11 protein-coding genes are annotated in these 12421 nt (G+C 33.1%); all 11 read right to left on the reverse strand.

Annotated elements, in window-relative coordinates; genetic code table 11:
- The 11 genes from Q7C23_RS01785 to Q7C23_RS01835 all read right to left on the reverse strand — a co-directional run bounded on the left by Q7C23_RS01785 (nucleotide 1) and on the right by Q7C23_RS01835 (nucleotide 12353).
- Nucleotides 1-1350 carry a tetratricopeptide repeat protein gene (locus tag Q7C23_RS01785; RefSeq protein WP_375031158.1) on the reverse strand — a complete coding sequence of 450 codons (1350 nt, stop codon included), beginning with the start codon at nucleotides 1348-1350 and terminating at the stop codon, nucleotides 1-3.
- Nucleotides 1351-1380: 30 nt separating this feature from the next.
- Nucleotides 1381-2397, reverse strand: a complete 1017-nt coding sequence (locus Q7C23_RS01790; protein ID WP_375030906.1) for a sugar phosphate nucleotidyltransferase — start codon at nucleotides 2395-2397, stop codon at nucleotides 1381-1383.
- A 165-nt stretch (nucleotides 2398-2562) separates the two neighbouring features.
- Nucleotides 2563-2997: a dUTP diphosphatase gene (dut, locus tag Q7C23_RS01795; protein ID WP_375030907.1), complete on the reverse strand. Its 435-nt coding sequence runs from the start codon at nucleotides 2995-2997 to the stop codon at nucleotides 2563-2565.
- Nucleotides 2998-3025: 28 nt separating this feature from the next.
- Complete coding sequence (locus Q7C23_RS01800) at nucleotides 3026-4486, reverse strand: lipopolysaccharide biosynthesis protein (protein WP_375030908.1); 1461 nt, start codon at nucleotides 4484-4486, stop codon at nucleotides 3026-3028.
- A 94-nt stretch (nucleotides 4487-4580) separates the two neighbouring features.
- Nucleotides 4581-5027, reverse strand: coding sequence for a GNAT family N-acetyltransferase (locus Q7C23_RS01805; RefSeq protein WP_375030909.1), 447 nt, complete (start codon nucleotides 5025-5027; stop codon nucleotides 4581-4583).
- A 489-nt stretch (nucleotides 5028-5516) separates the two neighbouring features.
- Nucleotides 5517-7058 carry an AAA family ATPase gene (locus tag Q7C23_RS01810; protein ID WP_375030910.1) on the reverse strand — a complete coding sequence of 514 codons (1542 nt, stop codon included), beginning with the start codon at nucleotides 7056-7058 and terminating at the stop codon, nucleotides 5517-5519.
- A gap of 8 nt (nucleotides 7059-7066) precedes the next feature.
- Nucleotides 7067-7897, reverse strand: coding sequence for an ATP-binding cassette domain-containing protein (locus Q7C23_RS01815; protein ID WP_375030911.1), 831 nt, complete (start codon nucleotides 7895-7897; stop codon nucleotides 7067-7069).
- A 2-nt stretch (nucleotides 7898-7899) separates the two neighbouring features.
- A complete protein-coding gene (locus Q7C23_RS01820; RefSeq protein ID WP_375030912.1) occupies nucleotides 7900-8631 on the reverse strand; it encodes an ABC transporter permease in 732 nt (243 codons plus the stop codon).
- 83 nt (nucleotides 8632-8714) lie between these two features.
- Nucleotides 8715-10529 (reverse strand): OmpA family protein, encoded by a 1815-nt coding sequence (locus Q7C23_RS01825; RefSeq protein WP_375030913.1) that lies wholly within the window; start codon nucleotides 10527-10529, stop codon nucleotides 8715-8717.
- Between the two features lie 28 nt (nucleotides 10530-10557).
- Complete coding sequence (locus tag Q7C23_RS01830) at nucleotides 10558-11679, reverse strand: hypothetical protein (protein ID WP_072970054.1); 1122 nt, start codon at nucleotides 11677-11679, stop codon at nucleotides 10558-10560.
- A complete protein-coding gene (locus Q7C23_RS01835) occupies nucleotides 11679-12353 on the reverse strand; it encodes a hypothetical protein (protein ID WP_375030914.1) in 675 nt (224 codons plus the stop codon). The genes Q7C23_RS01830 and Q7C23_RS01835 overlap by 1 nt, the downstream gene beginning before the upstream one ends.
- Between the last annotated feature and the right edge of the window lie 68 nt (nucleotides 12354-12421).

Here is a 12421-nt window from a genome sequence, read left to right on the forward strand (position 1 = left end):
CTACTTCTTTTGTTTTAATAACTCATTTGCTTTCAAAAAGTATTCCTCTTTTTTCTTAGCGTCTCCTAACCCATTATATGCCTCTCCAAGCTGAATATTAAAATTTGCTTCAAGTGTTTTATCATCGACCACATAATCGAGTCCCATTTCTAAAACGGTTTTTGCATTCTTAAATTGTTGTAACTTATTGCTTCCCAAGCCTGCATAATAGTAAAATTGAGGCTGGCTGGGATAAACTTCAATCATAGTCATCGCTCTTTTTGTCATCGGCTCAAACTGTTTTGCCTGCGTATAGGCTTCAAGCAAAAGCAAATTGGTTTCGCGATCTGTATCTGAATTGGCCTTTAAATCTTTTTCGTAATATTTAATTGCATTTTCAAACTGACCTTTGCTATGATAAAATTTCCCTATTTCTTTTGCAACATCAACATTCTGGTCGTTGTCAAAATAAGCAATCGCTTTCTCTAAATCAGGAGCATATTGCGGGTTTTTATTCACATAGATCAAAAACTCATTCAGCGTTAGATGTTTTATTTTTGAATCAATTTTTGAACTTGATAAAATCACATTCATCGATTTAATTGCCTGATCTGCTTTATTGGCATCTAAATATCCTTTGAACAAGCTAACTTGAGCCCATTCCGAATTCGGAATTTCTTTCGCCAACTGTTTTGCAACATTCAAAGCTTTATCTGTTTCCTCATTTTTTGAATATAAAAAAATCAGGTCGACATAGTTCGATTCTTCCTTCGGATTTTGTTTTATCTGCGCAATTAAATTTTCAATCTCAGAATTTTGATATTTTCCCTGCGATAAAATCTGTAATTTATATCTTTCACGATCATCCGATTTTCCGAATTTATCGTTCATTTCATTGATTGTCGCAAGCGCCTTGTCATATTGATTCGTTAACATGTACAACGAAATCAAATCATCTTTGTACTCTTCGTCAAACGGAATAATTTTCTGAATTGTTTCGATTGCCAAAGGGTAGTTCTTGGTTTCATAACTTACATCATAAATTCCAAGCCAATACCATTTATTTTTCGGATCTAGCTGTGTTGCTTTTTCAAACGAACTTTGAGCACTACTATATTGTTTCAGGAAAAAGTAATTTTTTCCCAATTCAAAATAAGCTACTGCATCATTAGGTTTTAGCTTAATGCATTTTTCTAATGATACGATGGCTTTATCATAGTTTTCGATTCCTTTTTGTTTTAATGATTCATAAAAAGAGTCCTGATATTCATCGGTTGCCATAGCAATATCTTCCGGTTCAGTCTGTGCTAAAACCGATGCTGGATTGCCAAGCAAAACGAAAAATAAAATTACAAAAACTCCTTTTTTCATCATTTACATAATTTTATTTTAAACTTCCATCTATTCCAAAACAGAATAATCGCCAATGCTGATACTTGTAAATTTACCATCATAACTAACATGGTTTCCAATCATCGCATTATCTAAGTTAGCATTTTTTATTTGAGAAAACGTCTGAACTAAACTGTTTTTTATAGTACTGTCTGCTACATGACATCCTTTTCCTAAAGATACGTTTGGTCCTACGGTTGCATTTTTCAACACAACATTCTCTCCAATATAACAAGGAGGGATAATAGTTGAATTTTCCAATTTCACATCATAATCTACTAAATGCTCTCCATCATTATGCAAAAATCCAAGCATTCTTGAATTGGTTTCAACGGTAACATCTTTATTTCCACAATCCATCCATTCATCAACGCTTCCGGTTTTGAAAACTTTTCCGTTAGCCATCATTGCTTTAATACCGTCATTGATCTGATATTCTCCGCCATTCTGAATATTATTATCCAAAACTCCCTGAAGCTCTTTTTTCAAATCACCTACTTCTTTAAAATAATAGATTCCGATAACAGCTAAATCGCTCACAAATTCTTTTGGTTTCTCAACCAATTCTATAATTTCATTATTGCCATTTAATTTTACAACCCCAAATGCTTCTGGCTGATCTACTTGTTTTACCCAAATTACAGCGTCCGCCGCCGGATCCAATTCGAAATCAGCTCTGATCAATGTATCTGCGTAAGCAATAACTGCAGGCCCAGATAAAGATTCTTTGGCACACATAATCGCATGACCCGTTCCTAATGGTAGGTCCTGACGATAGATTGATGCTTTTGCACCTAAACCTTCTGCTAATTCCTCTAAACTTTCAACAACATCATCTCCAAAAAAAGCTTCATCGCCTAAGATAAAAGCCACTTCCTCAATAGGCTGTTTTAAGATTTTGGTAATGTCTTCAACTAAACGATGCACGATTGATTTTCCTGCAACCGGAATTAATGGTTTAGGAACAGTTAAAGTATGTGGTCTAAGTCTTGAGCCGCGGCCGGCCATTGGAACTATTATTTTCATTTTTATATTTATTTTTTATAAGAAGATTTAAAATCTTCCTGAGTTGGTTCTTGTTTTAATTTTTAACTGCAAAGGCCGTAAAGAATTTACGCAAAGCTCGCTAAGTTATTTTGTGATTTTTGAGGTCGCAAAGTTCAAAACTGAGAATGAAAATGCGACTGCAAACTATTTCACGCCTGTACTACCAAATCCGCCGGCGCCTCTTGAAGTTTCTGATAATTCTTCAACTTCAATCCATTCGGCTCTTTCGTGTTTCGCGATTATTAATTGTGCAATTCGTTCACCGTTTTCGATTACGAATTCTTCATTTGATAAATTTACTAAAATTACCCCTATTTCGCCTCTGTAATCGGCATCAACGGTTCCGGGTGAATTTAAAACGGTTACTCCTTTTTTAGCAGCTAATCCACTTCTTGGTCTAACCTGTGCTTCGTATCCAATTGGTAATTCAATAAAAAGACCTGTTTTTACGATCGTTCTTTCTAAAGGTTTAAGCGTAATTGATTCTGTTAAATTAGCACGTAAATCCATTCCTGCCGAAGCAATTGTTTCGTAGTTTGGTAAGTCGTGCTGTGATTTATTTATAATTTGTATTTTCATTTTTATTTAAAAAGCTTAAAAAGTAATATTACTTTCTATTCATAATTCCTTTGATTGTTTCTTTTTCGTTATGATAAACAAAATACATAAAGCCTAATAATAACGGAATCCCAACAAAATAATTTTCTCTGAATCCATAAAAAGATATAGCCGAAAATACTATTGAAATTCCCAGGTAAGCTCCTATTTTGTTCATATCATAAGGTATCGGGTAATATTTATTTCCTAAAACATAAGATATCAACATCATACTTCCGTAAGCAGAAATGGTAGCAATTGCAGAACCGTAGTAACTGTATTTTGGAATTAAAAAATAATTTAAAACCAACGTTACGATTGCACCAACAATTGAAATATAAGCACCAATTTTTGTTTTGTCCGTCAGTTTATACCAAACCGATAAGTTGTTGTAAATTCCTAAAAAGAAGTTTGCCAAAATAATTAAAGGAACTACTTTCATGGCTTCCCAGTAGGATTTATTATCAAGCAGCAAAAACTTTAAAATATCTGCAAAAACAATTACACCCAATAAAATTAAGGATCCCAGAATCACAAAATATTTGGTAATTACAGCGTATGTCTGAGGTGCGTTTTCATTTTTGGCATGACTGAAAAAGAAAGGCTCAATTCCTAATCTAAAGGCTGTTGCAAACAAAACCATAAATAAACCAAGTTTATAACAGGCAGAATAAGCTCCAACTTCAGACTTTGCTAAATTCTCAGGTAATAAATATCCTAAAAGAATTTTATCGAAATGTTCATTAACAGCAAATGCAAGTCCGGCAACTAAAATTGGCAAACCGTATTTCATCATTTTTTTCCAAAGTACAGGATCGAATTTTCTTCCCAGTGAAAGATAATTTGGCGAAAGCACCACAAAAGTGGCCAAACTCGCCAATAGGTTTGCAATGAAAATATAAGCAATCTGGAAATTTTCAACATATAAATTATCCCAAACTGAATTAGGATTTGAAGCAGCCAATTTTGGCAAATACATTAAAAAGAAAATATTCAGTAATAAATTGATAATAACATTTCCAATTTTAATAGCAGCGTAAACCATTGGTCTCTGGTTGGCTCTAAGTTTAGAAAATGGCACCAAAACCAAAGCGTCTAAAACTAAAATCCAAACTGAGTAAGTAACATATTGAGCATCTACTTCGGCAAGGCTTGCCAACGTATTTCTAAAAATTAAGGCAACAAACAAGAAAATTATCGAAGACCAAAATATCGAAATTGTAGAAGTAGCAATTACATTTTTCTTGTCCTCTTCAGCGCTGTAAAATCTGAAAAAGGCCGTTTCCATCCCGTAAGAAAGTACGACATTGAAGAAAACCATCCAGGATAAAACAATTGAAACTTCACCATATTCTGCAGTTGGTAAAATACCGGTATACAATCTTACTAATAAAAAACTCAGCATTCGCGGTAATACCGTTGCTAGTCCGTAAATCGCAGTTTGCTTGAATAGATTTTTATATAATCCCAAAATAATTTAATAATAAGGTTTGTAAAACAAAAATAACCAATTCTTTGGTTTAATATTGATTTTGAAGGTTCAATAAAAAAAGTAAGATACTTTTTTATTGTGTTAGTTTATTTTCATCCAAAATTTTAACGAAATGAAAACCTTTTGGCCCATAGCCCTGATTGTAGTAAAAACGGTGTGCGGCAAAATTTCCTGTAAAAGCATCCAGAACAATACTGCTACAGTCCTGGTCAATCGCTTTTTGTTCGATATAATCTGTCAGTAATTTTCCGATTCCTTTGGAGCGATGTTCTGGATTCACAACAAAATTATCAATCTCCAGATATTTTCCGGTCCACAATTTTGTTGCTGACCAACAACCGGTTATTCCAAGACAAACACCATCTTCAAAAACACCAATCTGAATATAATTGTGCGGCACCATCTCTAAAAGAAACGTTCTGTATTTTTCAATCGAAAGGTTTGGATAAAGAAATCGCATCGTATCAATTTGAGCCAGCATTTCTTCTATTGTGGTTAATTCCTGAATTTGTAGTTTCATTGTGAAAAAAATAGAGACCAAAAATACTCATTTTTTTTCATTGCCTAAATATTAGTTAAAATAATGGACATGTGAAATCTATAAATAAAAGTTAATAATTATGTAACTATTAATTAATAGTCTGTTCTTAAATTTGTTATCACAGGGATTGAGAAAAGCTAGAAATACAACCCTTATAAAAAAGAAAAGCATTGGGACTAATAAAGCTAGTTTGTTCCCACAAAAGACAAAGCACAAGGGATTGATTCTGCTGGATTGTAACCCTCAAAAAAACAGAGCATTGGGATTGATAAAGCTAGTTTGTTCCCATAAAAGACAAAGCACTGCAGATGGATATCTGCCTGGTAAATTTATAAAATGGTATTGATTCTTGGTTTTTGAGTAATTCCAGGAATCACCATTTTATAACTTATATTTCAAGATAGAAAAAGATAAAAACTACTATATTTTAAAAGAGCTGACAATTGGGGATGTCAGCTCTTTTTGTTTTTAAGATTCTTTATTTTTCATTTCTAAGTTAACATTTTGCTCCGTTTCCTTTGGTTCCGGAATATCTTCTTCTGTCAATGTTTTTAATACTTTGTTGGTAATTTTCTTTAATTTTACAATTCTATTTGCCTGATTCTGAACACATTTTTCAAATAGATTTCTAACTACTCTGGCATTTCCAAAACTCTCATTTTTACTTTCGTAGAGTAAATCAAAAGTATCTGTTAGTTTTTCTTTTGCATCATCAGAAATTATAAAATCAGATTTTGAACAAAAGGATTCAAAAATTTGAAGTAATTCTTCCGGTGTAAAATGATCAAAATGAAAATATCTATTAAAACGAGAACGAAGTCCGGGATTAGATTCTATAAAAATCTTCATTGGTTCAGTATATCCCGCAACTACAACTGCCAAATCTTCTCGATGATCTTCCATTCTTTTCAAAAGCGTATTTACAGCTTCGGCTCCGTAATCATTTCCAAATGCATTCTGAGATAAAGCATACGCTTCATCAACAAACAAAACTCCTCCAAGACTTGATTCTACTGCGGCATCTACTTTTGTTGCTGTTTGTCCTACATAACCGGCTACAAGACCTTCTCTGTCTGTTTCATACATTTGACCTTTCGATAAAAACCCTAAATGTTTAAAAATTCGGCTTAAAAGTCTTGCGACAGAAGTTTTTCCGGTTCCGGGTGGGCCCAGAAAAACAGTATGCAAAGTTATTTCAACATTCTTTAATCCTTGGGCAGAACGTTTTTTTTGTATCTCCAGTAAATTGATCAGTTCCGAAACGTCTTTTTTAACTTCTACTAAACCGACTAATTCGTTTAATTCTTTTAGTACTTTTTCGAGCGTGTCTTCTTCCGGAAGAGGATCTATCTGCTTTTTGTCAATTTTTGATTTGTCTAAATTCAAACCCATATAATTCTGAAAAGCTTTTACGTTTTCAAATTTTTTATCAAACGCAAAATGAATGAAGTTTTGATACTTCAATAAAATCTCTTCTAATTTGTTATGCTTTTTTTCGGATAAAACTTCAGGAAGTAAATATTGATTTTGATACGAGTTTGAACCAATTATCTTGTTTTCTTTTTTTATTTTTAAAAGATGATTTTTGAATTCCTGTGTAAAAACCAATTGATTCAATTGATTCAATTCATTTGCTGAACTTGCATCTGCGAAATGTTTGTTGCGTAACGCATCATAATAATACGCCAGCACAAACTCTTGCTTTTCACTTTTTTTTGTAGGTTCTCTTTCATAAAGATCTATAATGTCTGAAAGAAAAAAATGTTCTGCTTTAAACAATAAACCTTTTGAGGAAACAGGATTTACAGCCTGATTTATTTTTTGAATAAAATCTGTGTCCTGATTTAGTACACTGCACGTTTCAAGAATACTCGTTGTTTCTTTTTTTAGGTCACTAATAAATGAAGCCGTAAAAACGGCTTCATTAGAATTTATATTTGTTTCCAAATATTTTTTTAGAGACAAAAATGATTCTTCAATAATCGATATTGGATTGTTCTTTTTTGACATAAGCTAATTTAAGAAATCATCATTTGATGAATAATTTCTTTTGATAATTTTAAGTGATCATCACAATAATCTTTCCAGGCTAAGCCCATATCTCTTAGGTCATATTTGGCTACGATTGTTCCGTAATGCTCCTTTTTTCCATTTATAGTTGGATAACCAATAACGTAAATAGTCTGCGCCAATTCAATTGCCAATTCAATATCATGTGTTGAAAAGATAACGGTATTAAAATCAGAAGAGCTACTAAGAAGTTCAAAAGACTTTTTTACTTCTTCAATATTTCCGACATCCAATCCTGAGAAAGGTTCATCTAAAACAATAAATTGATCCGATGAAAACAATTGCTCTATAATCGCCGTCCTTTGTCTTTGACCGCCAGAAAGTTCGTTAGGATATTTGTCTGCACAGTTTTCTAATCCCCATTCCTTAAGGTATTTTTTTATTTTTTCCTCTTTTTCAGTATTCGACAATGTTGTTTTTCTTAACGAAAATCGCAATGCCTGCGTAACCGTTTTATGTCTGAACAGCGTATATTTTTGATCTACAAAACCAATGTCACCTTCCTTTACCGATTTAGCGGCATTAGGTTCTTTGTTTTCAAAATCTCTAATTAGAATTTTTCCGGAATTCGCCGGAATCAAACCAGTCAATGCTTTAAAAAAAGTTGATTTTCCTCTGCCTGATCTTCCAACAAAAGCTACAACTTGTCCTGTACAATGTACTCCATCTCTGATTACGTCTTTTTCTATCAGCGTTATATCCTTTATAATAACCGTATCATCATAGGCAACACTAAGATTTTCTACGTATAAAAGCGTCTCTTTATATTCGTGTTTCATGATTATATTTTTGAATATCTAAATAGTGCTTTTCTTAAGAAATTTATTCCTGCATCTAAGCCAAGACCTATTAATAAAATGATAATTTGAAGTGCAATGATTCGTCCGGTATTCATGAATTTATCCGAGTTTTTAATTAAAAACCCTAATCCGCCAGAAGCTACCACAATCGATTCAACTGTTACCAGCATCATCCATGTGATGGCGAGATTTTGCCTGATGACATCAATTACATAATCTACCCTTCCTAAAATGATAACCTGCCAAAGTACCTCTAACCGAGTACATTTCAGCATTTTTGCATGATCAAATTCTTCCTGTGGAATGTCTTTGATAACGGCAATTAATGAGGTTGTTAGGAAAGTCGTCAGGAAAATTACCAAAATCCACACCTGCATTGCTCTTGCATCATGCACCACCATTGTAATATAAAATGAAAGTCCGGTAAAAGGCAAAAATCTAAATTTTGTAACAAATTCAGCAACTGGCTTCAATAACGGAATTGGCCAGGCATAAGCAAATAATAAAGAAATTACTGTGGCTAAAAAAATCGATATAAAACATAAAGACAATGAATTGAAAATATGAACTACTAAACCTTCTCTATACAAATCCTCAAAACCTTTTAAAACCTGAGAAGGAGAAGGAAAAAGATGTTTTTCGCCAGCTGTTGTCGCAAACCAAATAACAATCAAAAGAACTAACCAGCCTATTAAAATAAGGGTTTTGTTCATTTTTGATATTTTTTCAAAGGGTGTTAAAAATTTTACCATAGTTATTGTAAAAGGCTATCCGTTAAGATAGCCTTTTAGTATTTTTATTTTAATAAAGTGATAACCACACGTCTGTTTGATGCTTTCCCTGAAGCAGTATTATTATCTGCAACCGGATCACTTTGACCTTTTCCGTCAACTACTTGGAAACGACTTGCAGGAATACCTTTTTGTTTCAGGTAATTTACAACTGCTTCTGCTCTGCTTTTTGACAAAGCTAAATTAGAATCAGGATTTCCAACATTATCAGTATGACCCACAATAGTTAATTTTGTGTTTTCAGCCTGCACCAAAAGATTGTAGATTTTTTCTACTTCTTTACTAGATGAATTTGAAATTTCAGCACTTCCTGTATTAAAATTAATTTTCCATTCTCCAGAAGCCACCACTTCTTTTGCTTCAGCACTATAATCTGCTTTATCTGCAGAGGTAGACTCGATATCGTTGATGTTTTTCAGGAAAAACAAGTTTACTGCCTGATCGTAAGGAACAACAGCTCCTACATTCTCATTAAATCCAAAAGGATTCAACTCTGTCAAATATCCGGAAACCTGGTTGTAAACCGATTTATATCTGTTAACACCATCAGATAAACCAAAGTATTGCATTGCATCAGCATAGTTAAATACTTTAGATCCACCCATATTATAAGTCAATCCAGCTTTTGTTCCTTGTTGTCCTTTGAACATTTTGTACCAATATTCAGGCGTCTCAAGTTTATAAGTATCAGCAACTGCTTCTGAAGCTCTTACTTTCCAGTCTTCATAATTTTTCATTTGATTTGAAGCCGTCAATGCCGATTTCAAAATATTAGAAACGATAGCAGGATTTTTTTCTGCCCATTCTTTAACTCCAATAAGAGCAGTTGGCATTTGGTTATTGAATTCTCTTGTAGAAACAATATCAACAAAACCAGTCAATTTATCAAAAACTGTTTTATCTCCAGGTGTCCAGGTAGCACAACCGTCGATTTTTCTGTTCACAGATTTTCCAGTCAATTTTCCGTTTACTACTTCTTTCAAAGTAACAGTCCATCCCGTTGTCTGAGATTTAATTAATTCTTCAGCCGATTTAATATAATCATCATTTTCAGATGGATAAATATTTACAGCATCTGCATCATACGTTGTTGGATCTGGATTTACTTTTAATCCGTTTGCAAAACAATAGTTTACAGTAGTAACCCAGTCACCATCTCCAAGAACAGCAGAAATAACAGAACCTTTCATCGTTTTTGGATCCGATTTCCAGCTTGGAGGTCCAATCAATTTATCTTCACCATAACTCATACCTACAACACCCATAACTTGTAAGTGGTATTTGTCTTTTCCGTATTTTTCGTCTAATGATTTCTGAACAGAGCTAATATAAAATGGTGCACCGTCACCCATGATCATCACAGCAAAAACACTTTTATCTGAAGAAGGGAACGCTTCTCCTTTATCAAATTCTTCGATAAATTTCATTTGCATATTACGCAATTCTGACAACCAGTCCTGACGGATAATTTCCAAATTAACACCGTTTTTTTCCATCAATGATCCTTTTGTTGTTTTTGGACCACCATTAGAAACAATAATTCCTGATTGAGCATTCCACGCATAAGCACCAATTTTCACTAATGGTTTGTCTGCAACTTCTGTAGATATTTCTTTTGAAGGAAGTGCTATTTTTTCGGCATTGGTAACATTATTAACATCTGTCTGGTTCAGCTCAATTCCGTTTAATTGTTTTGAAACTGCAGTCTTAATCCCTGGAGATAAATAATAAACTCCACCTAAAATTACTCCAATTCCAACAATAACGATCAATAATTCAGAAAGAGTAGTTAACTTTTCTGTTCTTAAAATTTTTCCCATTTTTATTTAAAAATTTAATTTAATTGTATTAAAAAATATCTCCAAAACCACCACCAGACATTTTATCATCTTTGGTCATTTTGTAATTTGGATTTGTATATTTTGTTGAATCCGGAATTGTATTATCACCTGTTTTAATTTCATCTGCCAATGAATCTAACCTTGAATAAAGCTCATCATTATCAACAGAATATTTAGAAGTCAGTGCATCAATGTCAATTAAGTTTTCAGACGTTTTCGCAATATCCTGAGCAATTGTAGATGTTACAACTTCCAGTGCATATTCTAATTCCCAATCTTTGGTGAATAACATGGCGCTTTTTGCACTTTCTGTTGCCTCTTTAGCATTCTTCGCAAATTCATATTCCTTTTGAAGCATTTTAACTGTCACATCAAAATCAGCAATTTTAATGTCGATTGCTGTTCCTGCTAAAGTCAATTTACGGTCCATTTTACCTAATACATTGGCACGAACACCGTATTTTTGGATAAAACTTTTGCTTTGCTCGTATTGAGTTGAAACTCTTTGAGAATCGCTTAGCTTTCTGGCTAATTCGCTTTGCAAGGCTACATATTCATCAGTATCCTTTGCGGCAACCCCATTTTGTTTTACCATTTCATCCATCGCAGATTTCAATTTTTCTGACTGACGTTGTAAGCTTAAAACATCTTCCTGAAATTCTTTAGCCTCTTTTTCAGATTTATTGGCTTCAATTTCCATTTCATTTTTAAGACCTTTTAACTTCGCTTTTGTGTTCTTAAAAACTTCACGATTTTTAATCATTTTTTGTTTTTGCTCCTCTAACTCATTAAAAGGATTACTCTGAATCAACGCTTTATGAATATTTTTTGTCGCAAAACGAAGCGCTTTCATAATAACCGGAGCCATCATAACCAAAAAAACCAAAAATACTCCTGTCGCAGACAAAGCAATGGCCTGACCCAACATTGTAAATAATGGCGGAATAATATAAGTCCAGATTAAATAACCACCAACTCCTAATAAACCAAGTGCCAAAGCCAAAAATAATGACTTTTCACCTTTTTTAAGCGCACCTGATTTTAAAGCAATTTCTCCTTTAGACTCGTCAAAGTGTTTTAAGATTGGCAATGTCAAAAGAGTACTTCTTTCTTGTTCGTATTTATCCATTATAAGTATTGATTAATTCCTGTTATTACAGTATTGATTGAGGTTAATATTTTTTGTTTCGCTAAATTGTTGGCATCCATCTTTAATTGAATTTCTGATAGCTGTTCCATATTAACAGGATCAATTTTTTGAAGTTCAATTTTCTTGGCTTCTAACTCTTTTTGAAGTTCAATAATTTTCGCTTCCAGATCAGAAATACTTTTAGATAAATTATATTTTTCTTTAGTAATCGTATTATCTAGCTCGGCTTTTTTTGTTTTACCAATTGTATCGTATTTGGTATAAACCTTTTCAATTTCTGCGATATAAAAACTGCCTTTTTGTAAAAGGAATTCTTTAGTCAGGTCAGATTTGATCGATTTACCCATAGTAAAAGCCATCTGATAACTTTGCGGATTTGTTACCCCAACCGCCATAACAGATTTATAAAGTTCGAAAAAATCAAAACCAGACTCATTCAATGACTCAAAACCTTTATCGTAAACTTCAAAAATTTCGTTTAAAAAAGGATTTGTCAACGAATTTGTTGGAAATGCTTCTGTAGCTTGATTCGGAAACTTCTTGTCAGTAGTTGTTGAAATGGGCGTCGATGGTTGAGTTGCCGTTGTACCCTCTGAATTATTTGTCTCATCATTAATGAAGAGACTTTTCCAATTGAAACTTTCTTTTGCCATTGTTTTAGGTTAAACTATTTTTAATAACTTTTTGGTTGTTAAATGTTATACGCAGAAAGTGTTAAAAA

It is taken from the genome of Flavobacterium sp. LAR06, from assembly GCF_041946075.1.
In the GTDB taxonomy this organism is placed as follows: Bacteria; Bacteroidota; Bacteroidia; order Flavobacteriales; family Flavobacteriaceae; genus Flavobacterium.